This is a genomic window from Bacillus sp. FJAT-45066 (assembly GCF_002335755.1).
Lineage (GTDB): Bacteria > Bacillota > Bacilli > Bacillales > Bacillaceae_I > Bacillus_CD > Bacillus_CD alkalisoli.
The window spans coordinates 2,997,815-3,017,350 of sequence record NZ_NISQ01000001.1; the positions used below are offsets into that span (position 1 = coordinate 2,997,815).

Here is a 19,536-nt window from a genome sequence, read left to right on the forward strand (position 1 = left end):
CTCGTGGTGTGACGGGCGGTGTGTACAAGGCCCGGGAACGTATTCACCGCGGCATGCTGATCCGCGATTACTAGCGATTCCAGCTTCATGTAGGCGAGTTGCAGCCTACAATCCGAACTGAGAACGGTTTTATGGGATTGGCTCGACCTCGCGGTTTTGCTGCCCTTTGTACCGTCCATTGTAGCACGTGTGTAGCCCAGGTCATAAGGGGCATGATGATTTGACGTCATCCCCACCTTCCTCCGGTTTGTCACCGGCAGTCATCTTAGAGTGCCCAACTTAATGCTGGCAACTAAGATCAAGGGTTGCGCTCGTTGCGGGACTTAACCCAACATCTCACGACACGAGCTGACGACAACCATGCACCACCTGTCACTTTTGTCCCCCGAAGGGGAACGCCCTATCTCTAGGGAAGGCAAAAGGATGTCAAGACCTGGTAAGGTTCTTCGCGTTGCTTCGAATTAAACCACATGCTCCACCGCTTGTGCGGGCCCCCGTCAATTCCTTTGAGTTTCAGTCTTGCGACCGTACTCCCCAGGCGGAGTGCTTAATGCGTTAGCTGCAGCACTAAGGGGCGGAAACCCCCTAACACTTAGCACTCATCGTTTACGGCGTGGACTACCAGGGTATCTAATCCTGTTTGCTCCCCACGCTTTCGCGCCTCAGCGTCAGTTACAGACCAGAAAGTCGCCTTCGCCACTGGTGTTCCTCCACATCTCTACGCATTTCACCGCTACACGTGGAATTCCACTTTCCTCTTCTGCACTCAAGTTTCCCAGTTTCCAATGACCCTCCACGGTTGAGCCGTGGGCTTTCACATCAGACTTAAGAAACCGCCTGCGCGCGCTTTACGCCCAATAATTCCGGACAACGCTTGCCACCTACGTATTACCGCGGCTGCTGGCACGTAGTTAGCCGTGGCTTTCTGGTTAGGTACCGTCAAGGTACCGGCAGTTACTCCGGTACTTGTTCTTCCCTAACAACAGAGCTTTACGACCCGAAGGCCTTCATCGCTCACGCGGCGTTGCTCCATCAGACTTTCGTCCATTGTGGAAGATTCCCTACTGCTGCCTCCCGTAGGAGTCTGGGCCGTGTCTCAGTCCCAGTGTGGCCGATCACCCTCTCAGGTCGGCTACGCATCGTTGCCTTGGTGAGCCGTTACCTCACCAACTAGCTAATGCGCCGCGGGCCCATCTGTAAGTGATAGCCGAAACCATCTTTCAATAAAGAACCAGGAGGTTCTTTATATTATCCGGTATTAGCTCCGGTTTCCCGAAGTTATCCCAGTCTTACAGGCAGGTTGCCCACGTGTTACTCACCCGTCCGCCGCTAATCTTCAAAAAGCAAGCTTTTATCAGATTCGCTCGACTTGCATGTATTAGGCACGCCGCCAGCGTTCGTCCTGAGCCAGGATCAAACTCTCCGAAGAGTGTTTGAGCTTATGCTCATAATGTTTGCTGACTAATGTCAATTAATTGTTTGTTGTTAATCTTAAAGATTAACTTACACGCTGTTGTTTTGTTTAGTTTTCAAAGAACATTTTTACGATTTTTTCATTCACCGCTCTTGAGCGACTTTATAATCTTAACAAATCCATCAAACTAAGTCAACAACTTTTTTAATTACTTTTTCGTTGTTGAATTTTGTTTTTTCGTGTCGTTTTGTGACAACGAATATTAATATATCATCATACAAATACTAATGCAATACTTTTTTTCACTTTCTTTCTTATTTAAAATAGATTGTTATTTTTAAATATTTTGTTCCTTCGAACTCTTAAAAACTAAATCTAAATTCTATACATACTTTAAAAAGAAAAAAGCCGCTCCCTTGTTATAGGGAACAGCTTTTTCTTTTTATTTATGTCTCATCTGCGGGAATAATAATACGTCCCTGATAGATGGAGCGTTTGTTAATAACATTACTAGACGGTCAATCCCAATACCTAGTCCACCTGTTGGTGGCATACCGTATTCTAACGCTTCAATAAAGTCGTGATCCATTTCGTGAGCTTCATCATTCCCTTGTTCTTTCTCTACTAATTGAGCTTCAAAACGTTCCTTTTGATCAATTGGATCGTTAAGCTCTGTAAATGCATTCGCATGTTCACGACCTACTATGAATAATTCGAAACGGTCTGTAAATCTTGGGTCTTCTGCATTTTTCTTAGCTAAAGGAGAAATCTCCACTGGGTGTCCGTAAATAAAAGTAGGCTGAATCAGTGTTTCTTCTACTTTTTGCTCAAAGAATTCATTTAAAATGTGACCAAATTGCATATGTTCTGTTACATCTACTCCGTGGTCTTTTGCATGTTGACGAGCTTCTTCATCACTCATTTGTTGCCAGAAGTCTACACCTGTGGCCTCTTTAACTGCATCGACCATGTGTAGCCTCTTCCACTCAGGAGTTAAGTCTACTTCATATTCACCGTACTGCACTACCGTCTTGCCATTTACTTCTTTTGCAATATGTGCAACTAAGTTTTCTGTTAAGCTCATGATATCTTTATAGTCTGCATACGCTTCATAAAGTTCAATCATCGTGAATTCTGGATTGTGCCTAGTAGAAACACCCTCGTTACGGAATACTCGTCCAATTTCGTATACCTTTTCAAGTCCACCTACAATTAGTCGCTTTAAGTGAAGCTCGATAGCTATACGCATATAAAGAGTCATATCTAGCGTATTGTGGTGTGTCACAAACGGTCTTGCTGATGCTCCACCAGCGATAGAGTGCATCATCGGAGTTTCTACTTCTAAATAACCGTGATCATCTAAATAACGACGCATCGCTTGGATGATTTTACTGCGAGCAATAAAAGTTTGTTTACTTTCTGGATTTGTAATTAGATCTAGATAACGTTGACGGTACCTTTGTTCTACATCTTTTAGTCCGTGGTACTTTTCAGGAAGAGGTCTAAGAGCCTTTGTTAATAGTTCAAATGAAGTAGCTTTAATAGAAAGCTCTCCAACATTTGTTTTAAAGACTTCACCAGTAACCCCTACGATATCTCCAATATCAGCTGTGTTAAAGATTTCATACGCTTCATCGCCAACAGCATCTTTACGAACATAAAGTTGAATTTGACCAGTTAAATCTTGGATATGTGTGAAGCCAGCTTTACCTTTGCCACGCTTTGTCATAATACGTCCAGCAATTGTAACGGAAAGATTCTTTTCAGAAAGCTCTTCTTTTGAAATCTCACCGTATTGCTCGAATAATTCACTTGATTGGTTTGTACGTTCGAATTTCCCTCCGAAAGGATCCATTCCTATTTCTCTTAACTTTGCAAGCTTCTCTCTGCGGACAAGCAATTGGTCATTTAATTCTTCATGACTCATTTTCCTCAACTCCAAACTTATAGGTTCTTTACCTTTATGTAAATTCAATGATTTCTTCTATTAACTACTATATATTTTTTCCACTTATTAATAAAGCTAAAACTGCCAGTAAAAATACTGGCAGTTTTACAAGTAAATCTAGAGGTATTATAGGATAGCCGAATTATGATGTCAAACTACTTGTGCATTAGCTGCTTCTTTCTCTTCCATTTCTTCAACTAGTTGATCTAATAAACTAGCCATTTCCGCTCTTGTGTTCATTTCATTAATAGCATTTCGGACTATTGCGTTGCCTCGGATACCTTTTAGGTACCAAGCCGCGTGTTTACGCATTTCACGAATCGCTACATTTTCCCCTTTCAGGTCAACTAAGCGATCCATGTGTAACTTACACACGTCCATTTTCTCACGCACCGATGGTTCGCCAAGAAGTTCGCCAGTTTCTAAATATTTGACCGTACGATAAATCATCCATGGGTTACCAAGTGCGGCACGACCGATCATTACACCATCTACACCAGTTTCTTCTATCATACGTTTTGCATCTTGAGGTGTTTGCACGTCGCCATTTCCAATAACAGGGATGTTTACAGCTTGCTTTACATCTCGAATGATGTTCCAATCGGCATGTCCTTCATACATTTGTGCACGAGTACGTCCGTGGACAGCTACCGCTTGGCCTCCTGCATGTTCAATCGCTTGGGCATTTTCGATTGCAAATATATGTTCCTCATCCCAACCTGTACGCATTTTAACTGTTACTGGTTTGTCTACTGCATCAACAACTGCCGCTACCATCTCATATACTTTTTTAGGGTCTAATAGCCATTTTGCACCTGCATCACATTTTGTGATTTTAGGTACTGGGCACCCCATATTTATATCAATAATATCAGCTGTAGTGTTTTTATCTACAAATTTGGCCGCTTCCACTAGTGTATCCTTTTCACCGCCGAATATTTGTAAGCTTAAAGGCTTTTCACGCTCATCGATATATAACATTCCCATCGTTTTAGCGTTTTTATAAAGGATTGCTTTGTCACTTACCATTTCTGCACAAACTAAACCTGCTCCGAATTCTTTTACCGTCAAGCGGAATGCTGCATTACAAACTCCAGCCATCGGTGCAAGAACTACTTGATTTTTCATTGTAATATCGCCAATTTTCAACATTTTGTTCCCTCCTTTCAACTTAAATCTGGTGGTGTTAATTCTTCAATTGTAACTTTTAGCTCTTTCGCAACGGAAAGAATGAAGTCTTCTGACGGGTTTCGATTACCTCGTTCTACTTCACCTAAAACAGAAACAGATACACCTAGGTTTTTCGCAAACGTTTCCTGTGTATAACCTTTTAATTTTCGGTATGCCCGAATTCGTCTTCCCCACTTTTCGGCTTCCATACTTGTACCCCTTCTCTATCTTGTAATTCAAGTAAAGTCTTTTTATCTATATATTTAGGGATATCTTGTTCATCCGCTATTTCAATCAAAGGTACTAAAACAAATGACCTTTCCCACATTCGAGGGTGTGGCACAATAAGCACATCCGTTTCAATATTTTCTTGGTTATACAGTAAAATGTCAAGGTCTAAAGTCCTCGGACCCCACTTTTCTTCTCTTTTTCTTCCAAAATTATGTTCTACATGCTGTAGAAATGTTAATGTATCAATTGCTGATAGGTTTGTTTTTACTTTAATTACCATGTTTAAAAATGAAGGCTGTTCTACATACCCTACAGGTTCCGTTTCATAAATAGAAGAACATTTCAATAACTCTATGTCTAGATGGGAATCAATGAGCTCGATCGTACTCTTTAAAGTCTCGTGCCTTTCCCCTATATTGGAGCCTAATGCAATATAAACTACATTTCTCATAATCTACCTCGTGATATTTCTACACCAACAGAGTTATAATGTCCTGGTATTGGTGGGTCTGGCTTAATCACTTTTACTTTACATTTTTCTACTAAATGATAACTAGTCAATATTTCCTCTGCAATTCTTTCTGCTACAGATTCCACAAGTTTGTAAGTTTCGTTCTCAACTACTTTTTTGCACGTATTATATAACTCACCATAATTGACTGATTGTGTTAGATCGTCTGACTCGCCCGCTTTAGATAGATCTAGTTCGACTTCTAAGTCTACGTTAAATCTTTGACCTAATTTTGTTTCTTCAGGAAAAACTCCATGATATCCATAAAATTTCATTCCACTTACAAAAATTTTATCGATCGTCATCTCCCCCTTTCTCTAACATTGCATCCATCATTTTGGCCATTCTCGCTATTTCTTTTACGTCGTGCACTCGAACGATGTGACAACCTCTTTCTATACCCAAACAGACCGTTGCCCCTGTTCCTTCCATTCTTGCATCAGCAGGAAGATCTAATACATGTCCTATAAATCGTTTTCTAGAAGTACCTAACAGTAATGGGTATCCGAGACTAGTAAAACGGTCCAATTCACGCATTACTGCCAAATTATCATCCATTGATTTAGCAAAACCGATACCAGGGTCTAAAATAATCATCTCATCCTTAACCCCAGCATCCTTTACTAATTGTACGCTTTCAAATAAATCACTTATCATGTCAGAGATTAAATCATCATATTGGCTATTATCGCGATTGTGCATTAAAATGATTGGCACGTTTAATTCCGCTGCTACTTTGGCCATGTTTGGATCGGCCTTTGCCCCCCAAACATCATTTATGATACTCGCTCCAGCTTCAACCGCCTTTTTCGCCACTTCAGCTTTGTACGTATCAATAGAAACAGGCACATCTATTTCTTTTGCTAGTGCTTCGATAATTGGGATGACTCTTTTCAACTCTTCCTCTTCTGAAACAATAGTTGCACCCGGTCGAGTAGATTCACCGCCAACATCAATAATATGAGCACCATCTTTTATTAGTTGCTTAGCATGGTGGACTGCTGCTTCTATCTCATTATAACGCCCTCCATCAGAGAATGAATCTGGAGTGACATTCAAGATTCCCATAATTAACGTTTTTTCTTTAAACGACAATTCATGGGAGTGGCATTTTATATTAGATAATGACTTTGTACGCGTTGCCATCTATTTTAATCTCCTTTATATCTTTAACGTAAGCGATCGATGATGGACATTCTTTTAAAATCCCTTGTAGTTTTTGAACAATCGAAAAATTCGATGCATCAAACATTTTTGATTCAAGTTTTTTTACAGGCGTTACATCTTGAACAGAGTTCGTAAAAAACACTTCATCACTATTTAATAGTGACTCTTTTTTGAAGAACCCCTCTTCTACTTCAATGTTTAGTAATTTTAATAGGTGGATTACCAACTGTCTCGTTATCCCATTTAATATTCCCGTGGAAATACATGGTGTAAATACTTTGCCATTCTTTACCCAAAATATATTTGAGATAATACCTTCTGCTACATACCCTTCCTCAGTAAGGAAGATGCCCTCTGTATTACTAGGCCTACTTACCAATTCTCGTTTTGCAAGAAGGTTATTTAAGTAATGGTGTGATTTTAATCTAAATGGTCCTTCTGGAGTATTTCGTTTTATCTTAAGAATACAAGCTTCTTTGGATTCCTGCGTCATAGGAGGCAATGGCCGGGCATAAATAATAGTACTAGGTTGTTCATAATGTTCCGTAGGCAGCCCCCACTCTGCTACACCCGCCGTTACATTTAAGCGAATGACCGCATCCGTTAACTGATTTGCCCTTAATGTTTTCTTTATAGCATCTCTTACTTCGCTTTCAGAGTAATCCCATTGAACAAATACACTATCCAGACTATCTTTTAGTCTAACGAGATGTTCTTCTAATAAAATAGGGTTATTTTGTATTACTTTTATCGTCTCAAATAAGCCAACTCCATACATAAATCCGTGATCCATAACAGAAACAGTTGCTTTATCAACCGATAATATCTCTCCGTCTTTAAACACTCGCATGTGTATTTTTCCTTTTGTATGTGGCAATAAAATTCTGCAATATTTCTTTGCCGACATTCGTCATGATTGACTCTGGATGAAATTGCACCCCTTCAATCGGAAGCTCTTTATGGCGAATGGCCATAATCTCATCCTCACTTGTCCAAGCGGTAATGTCAAAACAAGCAGGCAACGTTTCTTTTTTTACAATTAAAGAATGATACCTAGTTGCGATGAATGGGTTTGGTAACCCTTTAAAAATGGTTTCTTCGGTATGAAACATTTCAGATGTTTTTCCGTGCATAAGTCTTTCTGCCCGAACAACATCTCCTCCAAATACTTGTGCGATCGACTGGTGCCCTAAGCATACGCCAAAGATTGGGATTTTCCCGGCGAAGTGCTTAATAACTTTCATACTAATCCCAGCCTCATTAGGCGAGCACGGTCCAGGTGATATCATTAAAAATTCCGGGTTTAGCTCTTCTATATCTTCAATCGTTACTTCATCATTTCTTTTTACTAATAAATCTTCCCCAAGTTCTCCTAAATATTGAACTAAGTTATACGTAAAAGAATCGTAGTTATCTATCATTAATATCATATACTTCCCTCATTTCTCATTTCTTCTCTTGTTCACTTAGTTCTTTCGCTCTCCATAGAGCTGCAGCCTTTTTAAGAGACTCTTTATATTCTCGTTCCGGTACAGAATCAATAACAATTCCAGCCCCCGCTTGTACGTATGCTCTTCCGTCCTTTGCGAGCATCGTGCGGATAGTAATGTTTAATTCCATATCTCCATTGTATCCAATCCAGCCTAGTGAACCTGTGTAGACAGACCTTCTAACTGGCTCTAATTCTTCAATAATTTCCATTGTTCTTATTTTTGGAGCACCTGTAATAGTTCCACCTGGAAACGTTGCTTTTATTAAGTCAAATGCATCTTTACCTTGTTGCAAGGTTCCTCTTACGTTGGATACGATGTGCATGACATGGGAGTATTTTTCTATTACCATGAATTCATTCACTTCAACAGAACCAAATTCGGCAACCCTTCCAAGGTCATTACGTTCTAAATCCACTAACATGACATGTTCCGCACGCTCTTTTTCGTTTTCTATTAACTCTTTTGCAAGATCCATATCTTCCTTTTCATCTTTACCTCTAGAACGTGTCCCGGCAATTGGTCTTGTGCTAATTTCCGTCCCTTCTCTTTTCACTAAAAGTTCAGGTGAGGCACTTATAAGTTGAAATTCTGGTAGTTGCAAATACCCCATGTAAGGTGAAGGGTTTACTTCTCGAAGTTCCGTATAAATATCCATTGGGTGCGTTTTTAGTGCTTCTGCTTGTCGAACAGATAAATTTACTTGGAAAACATCTCCTTGGGAAATATAGTTTTGCACCTTTTCAACTGCTTTTACGAAAGAATGTTCTGTAAAGGACACTTCTCTGTTTATATTTTCAGCACTTTGTATTTGGCCTTCAAAAGGGTAAGAAACAGAATCTGCATTTTCGCTCCACATACTCACATATTCAGTTAACCTTTCGTTTAATATAGTTGTATCTCCTTTATTACCTTGTACTATTATATTTAACACCTTTAACTCTTTATCATAAATAAAAACATCGTCAAACAATAAAAAATACAAGTCTGGAATATGTAAGTCATCTTCGGCTAGAACGGGTATGTTCTCAATGTAACGCACACTATCATAAGAAACATATCCAATTGCCCCACCGTTAAAGCTAGGATATCCCTCTAGTGCCTCTCCTTCATGTTGTTGCATCCATACTTTCATGTTATCTAAAGGATTGCCTAATATTTCTTCTTTGTTACCATCCATATACTGAATATGTAGGGTAGATCCTTTGCCTTTTACGATTGCAATAGGGTCTAAACCAGCGATACAGTATCGACCGCCTCTTCCGCTCTCTAAAATGACATGATACGGTTTATCTTTGGCTAAACTTTTATATTGTTGAAAAAATTGTTCTTGATCATAAGCCAACTTCGTTCCTACTGGAAATTTTTTCACAAGCTGTCACGCTCCTAAATTGCATACTTACTCACATTGTACATTTAGGAATTAGTACCTGTCACTCAAAAAGTGCCTAATGAGTGCCAGGCACCACCCGAATTTTGTCGTAAAAAAAAGAAAAGCAGCAAGCTATGCCGTTTTTCTTTAATGTGCCCTATTCTTCAAATTGATATAAAGGTGTGCTTAAATATCGTTCGCCGTTACTCGGGATAATCGCAAGTACTTTTTTCCCTTTACCTAATCTTTTCGCTACTTGAAGCGCCGCATAGATAGCCGCTCCTGAGGATATTCCTCCAAGAAGACCTTCTTTTTTTGCAGTTAGTCTTGCGTATTCAAATGCTTCTTCATTTTGTACTTTTATTACTTCATCATAAATCTTCGTATTTAATATCTCCGGAATGAAACCTGCGCCAATTCCTTGTATTTTATGAGGACCTGGCTTTCCGCCAGAAAGCACTGGAGAATCATTAGGTTCAACTGCAACAATTTTAATGTTTGGATAGTTCTTTTTCAGAACTTCCCCAGCTCCCGTAATTGTTCCACCTGTACCAATTCCAGAAATGAAGGCATCCAATTGGTCTCCCATTTGTTCCACTATTTCTAAACCTGTTGTTTTACGGTGTACCTCAGGATTTGCTTCATTTTTAAATTGTTGTGGCATGAATATATCTTTTTCTTTTGCTATTTCTTCTGCTTTTCTAATTGCGCCACCCATACCCTCAGGACCAGGCGTTAAGATTAACTCTGCTCCGTATGCTCTTAAAAGGTTCCGGCGTTCTAAACTCATCGTCTCTGGCATAACTAAAATTGTCTTTAATCCTTTTGCAGCAGCTATCATCGCGAGTCCTATACCAGTATTTCCACTTGTAGGCTCAATGATTGTATCTCCTTCTTTAATTAGACCTTCAGCTAAAGCAGCATTAATCATCGCTAAAGCTATTCTGTCTTTAACACTACTTCCAGGGTTCATAAATTCTAGCTTTACATAAACTTCCGCCATATCCTCTTCGACAATACGGTTTAGTTTTACTATTGGTGTATTTCCAACAAGCTCATCAATTGAATTTGCTACTCTCACCATTCCGCTTCCCCCTTAAATACTCACTATACTTATCGGATTTATTATCATTAAACAACGGAATAGAAGGGATTGTCAAATAATTACACTAGTTTTCTGTATTCCATTCAACCCCAACTTCATCCCAGAATACCGTTGCCGATACGGCATGTGGCATTTGTTCTAAAGCAACTTTTCTTCTAATATGACCTTTTACTTCTTCATAAGAATAGTGAAAAGCATCCAACTTATCAGTCAAATATAAAATAACGTATTGCGGACCTGAATTGTTATTAGGGTTCCCCCACATAAACGATTCTTTCACCTCTAAGATTTCACTCCATTGACCAACTTCGAGAGCTTCTGCTTGTTGAAAATACATTTTAGGAAATAACGTATCATCTGTATTAATAAAGCCTATATTCCCACCTTGATATGCAGTAAAGTCATCTAAGGATACTTCCATCGCTAAAGCTTGGAAGCTAGAGCCATTATTTAACTCACCTAACACTCTTTCTGCTTCCTCTCTACTATCTAGAACAATATGTGACAGTAGGTAGTTATCATTAAACTGAAACAAAAATTTATTCTCTTCATAATAAGCTCGTAATGCTTCATCTGAGATCTGTACATCTTTAACTAATAGTTCTTCAAGTAACACGTTAGTTTTAAAATCTTCTTTCAATGCACCCTCTGAATAGTTTGTATTATGTTGAGAGGCAGTCATAGTTTTGTACATCTTCCATTCGAGATTTATTACGGAATTAGGTATCGTTACATCGTATTTATCAGCCATTTGATTTATTACTTCTTTATTAATTAAATCTTCAAGCTCTTCATTCCCGTATCTATTTTCTAATTGAAGTAGTAAGTCCATTTTGGATATAGGCTTATCACCGACTAGAGCGACTACTTCACTGTAATTGGTCGCTATTGCAACTGCTTCGGACGTTTTGTTAAAAGAAAAGGGTTTTGTTAAGAATGCGATAGTTAAGCAATTTATTATAATTAGTCCAAAAATAAGGAGCCATAAAGCTTCTTTTTTCATATTAGATAATTTTTGCACTAAGGTCACCCTACCCCTTCGCTTGCTCTAACATATCATTCAACTCTTGCTTCTTGAAAGTATATGAAGTATTACAGAAATGACAACTTGTTTCCGCTTGTCCATCTTCTTCAATAATATCTTTTATTTCTTCTTTACCGAGTGAAATGATTGCACTTTCAAAGCGTTCCTTAGAACATTTACACTTAAATTCCACCGGCATCTTTTCTAATACTTTGACATTGTCTTTTCCTAGTATTTCTTCTAATAATCCTTCAGGGCTTAAACCTTTTTCAATTAATTTAGAGACAGGTGTCATGTTTGTAATTTTTTTCTCTATCTCCGTAATCGTTTCATCATCAGTACCTGGTAGTAACTGAATAATAAAGCCTCCTGCAGCTAATATTGTATTATCAGGGTTAACTAATACCCCTACACCTACAGCAGAAGGTACTTGCTCAGAAGAAACTAAATAATACGTAAAGTCTTCTCCAAGTTCCCCAGAAACGAGTTCCGTTTGGCCAGAAAAATGCTCTCTCATCCCAATATCTTTGACAACAGAAAGCGTGCCATTCGTACCAACGGCTCTTGCCACATCTAACTTTCCAAACTGGTTTAAATCAAAATGTGTTTGCGGGTTTGTTACATAGCCACGCACTTGCCCTTTAGCGTTACTATCAACTAAAATGACACCGATTGGGCCACCACCATCTATCTTTACTGTTAGTTTATTTTCTCCTTTTAACATAGCACCCATCATGACAGTAGCAGTCATTGCTCTCCCTAAAGCTGCGGAGGCAGTTGGCCACGTTCCATGTTTACGTTGTGCCTCAGAAATTGTTTCGGTTGTTTTTGCTGCGTAAGCACGTACTTGTCCGTTAAAGGCCAATGCCTTTACTAGATAGTCTGACATCTTTTTGCCCCTTCCTATTAATATGCTTCCTTCATGTTTTTCTCGTATATTAACTGTAAACCTTTTAATGTTAAAAAAGGATCGACATGGTCGATTACGTTTGATTCTTTTGAAATTAATGTTGCTAATCCACCAGTAGCTATTACTTTAGCTTCTACTTTGCTTTCTCTTTTCATTCTAGCTACGATTCCTTCTACTTGTCCCACATACCCATACAATATTCCAGCTTGCATGGCACTTACGGTATTTTTACCGACAATTCCATCTGGTCTTGCAATTTCAATTCTCGGTAGTTTAGCTGCACGAGAATATAACGCTTCTGTTGAAATAGTTATGCCAGGAGCAATCGCACCACCCATATATTGTTTATTTTCGTTTATATAGCAATACGTTGTAGCAGTTCCAAAGTCAACAATAATTAAAGGACTTCCATATAGATGGATAGCTGCAACCGCATTTACAATTCTGTCCGCTCCTACTTCTCTTGGGTTCTCATATTTAATATTTAAACCAGTCTTTATGCCAGGCCCAACTACTAAAGGCTTTAGATTGAAGTATTTATGACACATTCTTTCTAAAGAGAACATGATAGGCGGTACGACGGAAGAAATAATAATTCCTTCAAAATCGGTAAACGTAAGGCCAACATGACCTAGCAATGCTTTTATAACCATACCGTACTCGTCTTCTGTTTTGTTACGGCTAGTTTCTATTCTCCAATGGTGTTTTAGTTCTTCACCTTTATAAACCCCGATTACAGTATTCGTATTTCCAACATCTAAAACAAATATCATATAAACCCCCACTTTAACGTAAGAATATTACTTGGCAACATCATATTACACTATTTTACCCTGTACATCCTATAAATTGAACAGAGAAATATATTTTAAATTTATTTAGGGTGTTAAATGTTGATTTCAGCTGCAGGTGTTCGCTTTCCGCGGGCGGTCGCAGGAGTCTCACACCTGCAGCTGAAATCAACTATATTTGCATATAAAACGTAAATCCACTGGAATCTCGTTTTAATGTATAAAACTATTATTTCTCAGGAAATTCATACCTTTTTGACGTTTATCCATACAAAAAAAGATGCCAGTGATGGCATCTTTTTTGTTATTTATCTTCTTTCTTGTCTTCTTTCGCTACTTCAGCATCTTTTTTAGAGTGAATGTTGACTTTTACATCTTCAGAAGATTTCACTTCTTCTTTAGCCTTTTCAACAGGTGGTGGTAATGTTCCTTTTTCCACTAGATGTTTGATTTGTTCCGCATCTAATGTTTCCACTTCTAATAAAGTTTGGGCTATTAACTCTAGTTTATCTTGGTTATCCGTTAAGATCTTACGAGCACGCTCGTAACAATCTTTGATGATTGTTTGAATTTCCACATCAATTTCATAAGCGATTTGATCGCTGTAGTTTTGCTCGTTTTGGATGTCACGACCTAAGAACACTTGACCACCTGAAGCCTGACCGAATTGAAGCGGTCCAAGTTTGTCGCTCATTCCGTACTCTGTAACCATCTTACGGGCAATAGCTGTAGCACGTTGGAAGTCATTGTGTGCGCCAGTACTCACTTCATTAAAAGTAACTTCTTCCGCCACACGACCACCAAGGAGACCTGTAATCTTAGCTTGCAGCTCTGGTTTTGTCATAAAATAACGGTCTTCCCTTGGTAACATGACAGCATATCCACCAGCTTGACCACGAGGTACGATCGTTACTTTATGAACCATATCAGCCTCATCTAACACGACACCAATGATCGTATGACCGGCTTCATGATAAGCAACAATGTTGCGCTCTTTTTCAGAAATAACGCGACCTTTTTTCGCAGGTCCAGCAATGACACGGTCGATCGCTTCATCCAAGTCTTCCATTTCAATGTGCTTCTTGCTATGACGAGCCGCAACAAGAGCTGCTTCGTTTAACAAGTTTTCTAAATCCGCACCAGAGAATCCTGGAGTACGCATTGCAATTGTTTTCAAATTGATATTAGGGTCTAACGGCTTATTACGAGCATGAACACCTAATACTGCTTCACGACCTTTTAAATCAGGACGGTCTACTGTAATTTGACGGTCGAATCGACCTGGACGTAATAATGCAGGGTCTAGTATGTCAGGACGGTTAGTTGCTGCTACGATAATAATACCTTCGTTTGCTCCGAATCCATCCATCTCAACTAGTAATTGGTTTAATGTTTGCTCACGCTCATCGTGACCTCCACCTAAACCTGCTCCACGTTGACGACCTACTGCATCAATTTCATCAATGAAGATAATACATGGTGCATTCTTTTTAGCATTTTCGAAAAGATCACGAACACGGGATGCACCGACCCCTACGAACATCTCTACGAAGTCAGAACCACTAATAGAGAAGAATGGTACTCCAGCCTCTCCAGCTACTGCACGAGCTAATAATGTTTTACCTGTTCCCGGAGGTCCATTTAATAAAACACCTTTTGGAATTCGTGCGCCTAATTCAGAGAACTTGCGAGGATCTTTTAAGAACTCGACAATTTCTACTAACTCTTGCTTTTCTTCATCTGCACCAGCAACGTCTGTAAACTTCACTTTTTTCTTTTCTTCACTATATAACTTCGCTTTACTTTTACCGAAGTTCATCACTCTACCGCCGCCACCTTGGGCTTGGTTTAGTAAGAAGAAGAATAAAATAAAGATGATTACAAACGGAATGATAGAGGTGAAGAAGGTCACCCAACCACTTGTCTCTTCTGCAAACTCAACACTAATTTCTACACCAGGGTTTGCAAGTGAGTAATCATTGATACGTTGTACAACACCTGGGTCATTTAGTACGTTTACAATAAACGGTTTACCATCTTCTCCAATTAACGTACCTCTCACTTCATAAACAGAACGTTTTGGTTGCATTGAGAAATTTTTCACTTGGTCATTCTCTAAATGCTGAATAAATTTATTTTGAGTCATCGGCTCTTCTTTCGTACCAGGGTTATTGAAAATACTAACCACACCGATAACTACTAAGAATATTAATAAATAAAAGATTGTATTACGAAATATTCTGCTCATTCCTTACCTCCTCCCACAAAAAACAAACTATACAAAATATTATCATAGAAAATAAATCCAATTCAAGAAATGACTGCTATTTGTTTATTATTTTGTGTATACTTCAGGTTTTAACACACCAATGTATGGTAAGTTTCTATATTTTTGTGTGTAGTCTAATCCATATCCAACTACAAATTCATCTGGAACGATAAAACCTACATAATCTGCTTTTATGGCTGCTTTACGACCTGTTGGTTTATCAAGAAGTGTAACAATCTTAATGGATTTTGCTTTTCGATAACGGAAAAGTTCTACTAAGTAGCTTAATGTTAACCCACTGTCAATAATATCTTCAATAATTAATATGTCTCTTCCTTCTACAGATGTATCCAGGTCTTTTAAAATTTTTACTTCTCCAGAAGAAACAGTAGAGTTGCCATAACTCGAAACATCCATAAAGTCTATTTCTAAATATGCATCCACTCTCTTAATAAGGTCAGCCATGAAAGGCATTGCACCTTTTAAAACTCCAATTGCTAATGGAAAACTATCTTGGTACTCTTCTGTCAATTGTTGCCCTAGCTCTCTTACTTTTGCTTGTATTTCTTCTTCGCTGTAGAGAATTTTTTCGATGTCGTTATTTTGATTCATTTTGTTATTTTCCTCCTAGACTGTAACTCGACTTAGTTGTAATAACTAGAACTGGTCCCTTGGTTTCTTCTGATGCTTCAAACGATGAACGTTTTAAGTAGGGAATCCATAATAGATTATCCTCCGCATCCACAATAATCGGCCAGTGTTCCCTTTTCTTTATTGGTATTTTACTATCAATAAAGATGCTTTTAACTTTTTTTGAACCTTGCATTCCTTTTAGCTTTATTCGGTCGCCTGTTTTCCTTGTGCGAATATATAGTGGCAGCTTCACTTTCGATAAATCGAGAATTGCACTATTTGGCTCGTATGTACTTGCTCTTTTGTAGTGTGTCCAAACTGTGAAAATGATTTCATCTTTTGTAGGTAATATTGTCTTTCCGGGAACATCCACTTCTATGCAGTATGGTTGTACCGTTTTGTCCGATTCAAATGAAAAGATACATTTATTATAGGAAATCTCCACGATTAAACCGTTTGGAAAATTCAATATACCAGAAGGCTGCTCACTAGCTAATATGGATTGCAAATCTTTAATATGTATAGAGGATAGAGCTAGAGGAACTTCGTTATTATAGAGATATTTTAATATTAGTTGAATAGCTCTTCTTTGTAAAGGATTAGGCAATAAAAGCAACGCATTTCTATGAATAACCATATTACCTTCCCTTTTACTTTCCACTACTTTATTCAATTCCTTTTTAGTTAATTCCTCTAATAACATATTATCTTCTGTCATTTGCTCGCTAAATAGCTGAAATTTTTCATGTAGACCTGGATACAGTTCTCTTAATGCTGGAATAACCCCGTGCCTAATTTTATTTCTTGTATAAACAGTTTTCTCATTGCTAGGGTCTGTTCTATATTCTATACCATTCTCTTGCAAATAACGATACACTTCTTCTTTTCCAACGGATAGCAATGGGCGAATGACATACCCTAACTCAAAGGCCCGTTTAGGCAAAATTCCGGCGTAACCCGGAATAGAAGAACCACGGCTTATTTTCATTAAGATCGTCTCCACTTGATCATCACCGTGTTGACCAAGAGCAAGTGAGGTTGCATTATGCTTTAACATCACTTCTTTAAAAAAGGAATAACGACAATCTCTCGCTGCAACTTGAGCACTTACTTTGTTTTTTTGTTTATATGCAGATACATCTATTTGTTTCGTTTCAACTAGGACATTTAGTTTGCTACATAGCTTTTTCACAAACTCCATATCATCTTCTGATTCTTTACCACGAAACATATGGTCCACATGGGTTACTACAATTTTTATTTTTCTTTCCTCTTGTAATCCTAATAAAAGGTGAAGCAAACAAACGGAATCCGGTCCCCCACTTACTCCAACTACGATGGTAGAATTATCTTCAATCAATTGGTGCTTGTTAATGAATTGCAATACTTTTCGCTTCATTTATCGCTCTTCCTATCGCTAGCCATTTTTAATCTACTTCTATCGTACCACTGGAGATAAAGGTCCTGCAAAAAAGAAGCGCATTGAGTCCATTATATAGTATATGACTACTATACGAAAAACGAATATTTACATTTCTTCTGTATTGGAAACATCTTTATAAACAAAGATTATTTTCTTTGTTAAATAAAATTATTCGTATTTAATTTAACGAACCGATTTTATGAGATGGATTTACGAATAACCAACTGAGTAAGTTTCATAATATACAATTACTAAAGAACAGTAATTATGAAATGGATACAATTATAGAAGATTACCGTATACATAAATAAAGTAAACGAGAAAAACAATGGATGCTAGCACAAGCGTTTCTACTATACATTTATACCTTTTTCCTCTTCTTTTCTGGTTTGATTGCTTTCTTGCCATTCTACTGGCTGATCTATTTGACCCGCTATCGGCAGATACAGGGGTTTTATCACTACTAATCGTTTTGCTTAATGACTTTGTTAAATCTAGTTTCATCTCTTTTGCGGTCGAATACTTTCCCTCTAGAGCACGGGTTACTACGCGTTGATGTTTACTTAACCAAGGATGACGAAGTATGGCGTTTTTTAGTTGTTTCATTCCTGTACCATCTTTTTGAAATCTCCTTGGATAACAAGCGTTAACCATAATCATTGCGACAGAAAAAAGATCGTACGTTGGCTCTGCTTTTCTTGAACCTAAGCCCCAATATCCTCTGTCAAAAAACTCCGTGAACTCTTTAATCGCTCTACCTTTTATTGTAGTACCCCCAACATCTAACATTCTAACTTTAGCTGGAGCATTTGATACAATTAAATTATCCGGCTTTAAATCACCAAATACCCATCCCTCATTATGTAAAACTTCTAAATCTGTTAGTAGCTGGAGAATTAGTACTCCAATCCACTCGTTTCCTCTTTGGGAAACAAACGCTAGAAAATTTTCCCCCTTTAAATATTCCATTACATAAAATGAAATAGGTTGCTTTCCTTTCGTTTTTTCCCAATCATCGACATCTATTAAAGAAGGCCCCAGGGCAAACCCTTGGACCTTGGAAAAGTGTTTTAATACATTCACTTCAGATGTAATAGATAAACTATTATCACTTAGTTTAAGGGCAACATGCTTAGCATTTTTATCAAGCGCTAAGTACACATACCCATTGGCGCCATATCCAAGTGTGTCGATAATCGTATAATGATGTTTATGCCACTTTCCGAAAACTATATCTCCCCTTGATAAATTAATATCCGGATTCTTCAAAGTATTGTTCATCATCTTCTATGAATCTCCTTGAGGAACGATTTTTACTAAAGTGTGAGATTGCTTCTCTAATGGCTGGTCCCGTTGGAGTAATTCCGCCTGTTGTTAACTTAGGAAATATGGTAGACAAGGACTCTAATTTTGGTGTCCAATCTAGTATATTCTCTACTTCTTGACGCTTTCCTGGGAAAACAAACACCGCGAAACTATTATTTCCCATTCTCGCATTTAAACTAAGAGACAAATCAAACAATGCTTCTTTTACTGTCGGGAGCTTCATTTTCATACTCGCACTTGTATCGACTAATATTAATACTTCTAAAGAGACTGTTTCTCCTAACTCGTCTACCACTTCCATAACCTCTCCACGTTTTTCGGGCGGCAAGTCTTCCATAGAAGATTTCGAACCTAGGATTTGTTGTAATTCTTTATTGATAACTCCTTGTAATGTTTGTGTCATCGCTTTTCGTGTTACCATTTGAACCGTATGGGATAGCTGGGTGGCATACACAACTTGACTAACCCCACCACCTGATAACGCAATATTCTCGATTTCTCGCATACCTTTATCATCAATGATGTCCTTATCCATTACACCAATAACATTAACTGTCATACCGTGCTCTCTTGCTAAGGCTGCCATCGCTATTGGATCTTCTCCTGAGTTAGAACAACCATCTGTAATTAGTAAAATTTGCTTTAACGTTCCTTTATACATCTTCTATCCCCTCCCAATGCTAGTAATCCATTAGCATCTTGGTCGAATGAATAGATTTTTATACGTATTTTACTAGATTTTTTCTTTTAAT

General features: G+C 38.2%; 18 protein-coding genes and 1 rRNA gene (1 of these 19 running past the window's edge). All 19 read right to left on the minus strand.

Annotated elements, in window-relative coordinates; genetic code table 11:
* Positions 1-1,429: ribosomal RNA gene (locus CDZ92_RS15230) — 16S ribosomal RNA — on the minus strand (it extends 172 nt beyond the left edge of the window).
* Positions 1,430-1,856: 427 nt separating this feature from the next.
* Positions 1,857-3,341 carry a lysine--tRNA ligase gene (gene lysS, locus CDZ92_RS15235; RefSeq protein ID WP_096156028.1) on the minus strand — a complete coding sequence of 495 codons (1,485 nt, stop codon included), beginning with the start codon at positions 3,339-3,341 and terminating at the stop codon, positions 1,857-1,859.
* 171 nt (positions 3,342-3,512) lie between these two features.
* Positions 3,513-4,514, minus strand: a complete 1,002-nt coding sequence (gene dusB / locus CDZ92_RS15240) for a tRNA dihydrouridine synthase DusB (protein ID WP_096156030.1) — start codon at positions 4,512-4,514, stop codon at positions 3,513-3,515.
* Between the two features lie 14 nt (positions 4,515-4,528).
* Entirely contained in the window at positions 4,529-4,741 is a 213-nt protein-coding gene (locus CDZ92_RS15245) for a helix-turn-helix domain-containing protein (RefSeq protein WP_096156031.1), read from the minus strand.
* Positions 4,693-5,214 carry a 2-amino-4-hydroxy-6-hydroxymethyldihydropteridine diphosphokinase gene (gene folK, locus CDZ92_RS15250; RefSeq protein ID WP_096156033.1) on the minus strand — a complete coding sequence of 174 codons (522 nt, stop codon included), beginning with the start codon at positions 5,212-5,214 and terminating at the stop codon, positions 4,693-4,695. The genes CDZ92_RS15245 and folK overlap by 49 nt, the downstream gene beginning before the upstream one ends.
* Positions 5,211-5,573 (minus strand): dihydroneopterin aldolase, encoded by a 363-nt coding sequence (gene folB, locus CDZ92_RS15255; RefSeq protein WP_096157023.1) that lies wholly within the window; start codon positions 5,571-5,573, stop codon positions 5,211-5,213. Before folB ends, folK begins: the two co-directional genes overlap by 4 nt.
* Complete coding sequence (folP, locus tag CDZ92_RS15260; RefSeq protein ID WP_096156034.1) at positions 5,566-6,420, minus strand: dihydropteroate synthase; 855 nt, start codon at positions 6,418-6,420, stop codon at positions 5,566-5,568. Before folP ends, folB begins: the two co-directional genes overlap by 8 nt.
* Positions 6,392-7,291 carry an aminodeoxychorismate lyase gene (pabC, locus tag CDZ92_RS15265; RefSeq protein WP_096156036.1) on the minus strand — a complete coding sequence of 300 codons (900 nt, stop codon included), beginning with the start codon at positions 7,289-7,291 and terminating at the stop codon, positions 6,392-6,394. The genes folP and pabC overlap by 29 nt, the downstream gene beginning before the upstream one ends.
* Positions 7,278-7,871: an aminodeoxychorismate/anthranilate synthase component II gene (gene pabA / locus CDZ92_RS15270; protein ID WP_096156038.1), complete on the minus strand. Its 594-nt coding sequence runs from the start codon at positions 7,869-7,871 to the stop codon at positions 7,278-7,280. Before pabA ends, pabC begins: the two co-directional genes overlap by 14 nt.
* A gap of 16 nt (positions 7,872-7,887) precedes the next feature.
* A complete protein-coding gene (locus CDZ92_RS15275) occupies positions 7,888-9,303 on the minus strand; it encodes an anthranilate synthase component I family protein (protein WP_096156040.1) in 1,416 nt (471 codons plus the stop codon).
* Between the two features lie 157 nt (positions 9,304-9,460).
* A complete protein-coding gene (cysK, locus tag CDZ92_RS15280) occupies positions 9,461-10,387 on the minus strand; it encodes a cysteine synthase A (RefSeq protein WP_096156041.1) in 927 nt (308 codons plus the stop codon).
* Positions 10,388-10,472: 85 nt separating this feature from the next.
* Positions 10,473-11,429 carry a peptidyl-prolyl cis-trans isomerase gene (locus tag CDZ92_RS15285; protein WP_096156042.1) on the minus strand — a complete coding sequence of 319 codons (957 nt, stop codon included), beginning with the start codon at positions 11,427-11,429 and terminating at the stop codon, positions 10,473-10,475.
* Positions 11,430-11,439: 10 nt separating this feature from the next.
* Complete coding sequence (hslO, locus tag CDZ92_RS15290) at positions 11,440-12,321, minus strand: Hsp33 family molecular chaperone HslO (RefSeq protein ID WP_096156044.1); 882 nt, start codon at positions 12,319-12,321, stop codon at positions 11,440-11,442.
* Positions 12,322-12,338: 17 nt separating this feature from the next.
* A complete protein-coding gene (locus CDZ92_RS15295; RefSeq protein WP_096156045.1) occupies positions 12,339-13,115 on the minus strand; it encodes a type III pantothenate kinase in 777 nt (258 codons plus the stop codon).
* Between the two features lie 322 nt (positions 13,116-13,437).
* Positions 13,438-15,381, minus strand: a complete 1,944-nt coding sequence (ftsH, locus tag CDZ92_RS15300; RefSeq protein WP_096156046.1) for an ATP-dependent zinc metalloprotease FtsH — start codon at positions 15,379-15,381, stop codon at positions 13,438-13,440.
* 87 nt (positions 15,382-15,468) lie between these two features.
* Positions 15,469-16,014 (minus strand): hypoxanthine phosphoribosyltransferase, encoded by a 546-nt coding sequence (gene hpt / locus CDZ92_RS15305; RefSeq protein WP_096156048.1) that lies wholly within the window; start codon positions 16,012-16,014, stop codon positions 15,469-15,471.
* Positions 16,015-16,018: 4 nt separating this feature from the next.
* Complete coding sequence (gene tilS, locus CDZ92_RS15310; RefSeq protein WP_096156050.1) at positions 16,019-17,434, minus strand: tRNA lysidine(34) synthetase TilS; 1,416 nt, start codon at positions 17,432-17,434, stop codon at positions 16,019-16,021.
* A 306-nt stretch (positions 17,435-17,740) separates the two neighbouring features.
* Positions 17,741-18,742, minus strand: coding sequence for a protein kinase domain-containing protein (locus tag CDZ92_RS15315; RefSeq protein WP_096156051.1), 1,002 nt, complete (start codon positions 18,740-18,742; stop codon positions 17,741-17,743).
* Positions 18,708-19,445: a VWA domain-containing protein gene (locus CDZ92_RS15320; protein ID WP_096156053.1), complete on the minus strand. Its 738-nt coding sequence runs from the start codon at positions 19,443-19,445 to the stop codon at positions 18,708-18,710. The genes CDZ92_RS15315 and CDZ92_RS15320 overlap by 35 nt, the downstream gene beginning before the upstream one ends.
* Positions 19,446-19,536 lie beyond the last annotated feature (91 nt).